Annotated in this window: 1 protein-coding gene; it reads right to left on the reverse strand. The window is 66.1% G+C overall.

What is annotated here, in order from left to right; genetic code table 11:
• The coding region (locus tag ACLF3M_RS35485) for an alpha/beta hydrolase-fold protein (protein WP_430661725.1) at positions 1-179 on the reverse strand (179 nt) is incomplete at its 3' end.
• Positions 180-239 lie beyond the last annotated feature (60 nt).

The raw sequence follows: 239 nt of genomic DNA on the forward strand, positions 1-239 counted from the left end.
CGGTCTGGCTGGAACCAGGCGAGAGTGAAGGAGCAGATACCGCCCGAGGACTGTCCCGCTACGCCGCGGGAATAGGCATCCTGCCGCAGCTTCACCGTCCTCTCGACCTCCGGCAGCACTTCGTCCCGGAGATAGCTGCCGAAGCGGTCCGAGACGGTGTCATACTGCAGGCTGCGCATCACGTTGTCCTGTCCCTCACCGGGAAAGCGCAGCGGCCTCGTCTCGCCGCCTGTGCCTGG

Source organism: Falsiroseomonas sp. HW251 (assembly GCF_050563545.1).
In the GTDB taxonomy this organism is placed as follows: Bacteria; Pseudomonadota; Alphaproteobacteria; order Acetobacterales; family Acetobacteraceae; genus Falsiroseomonas.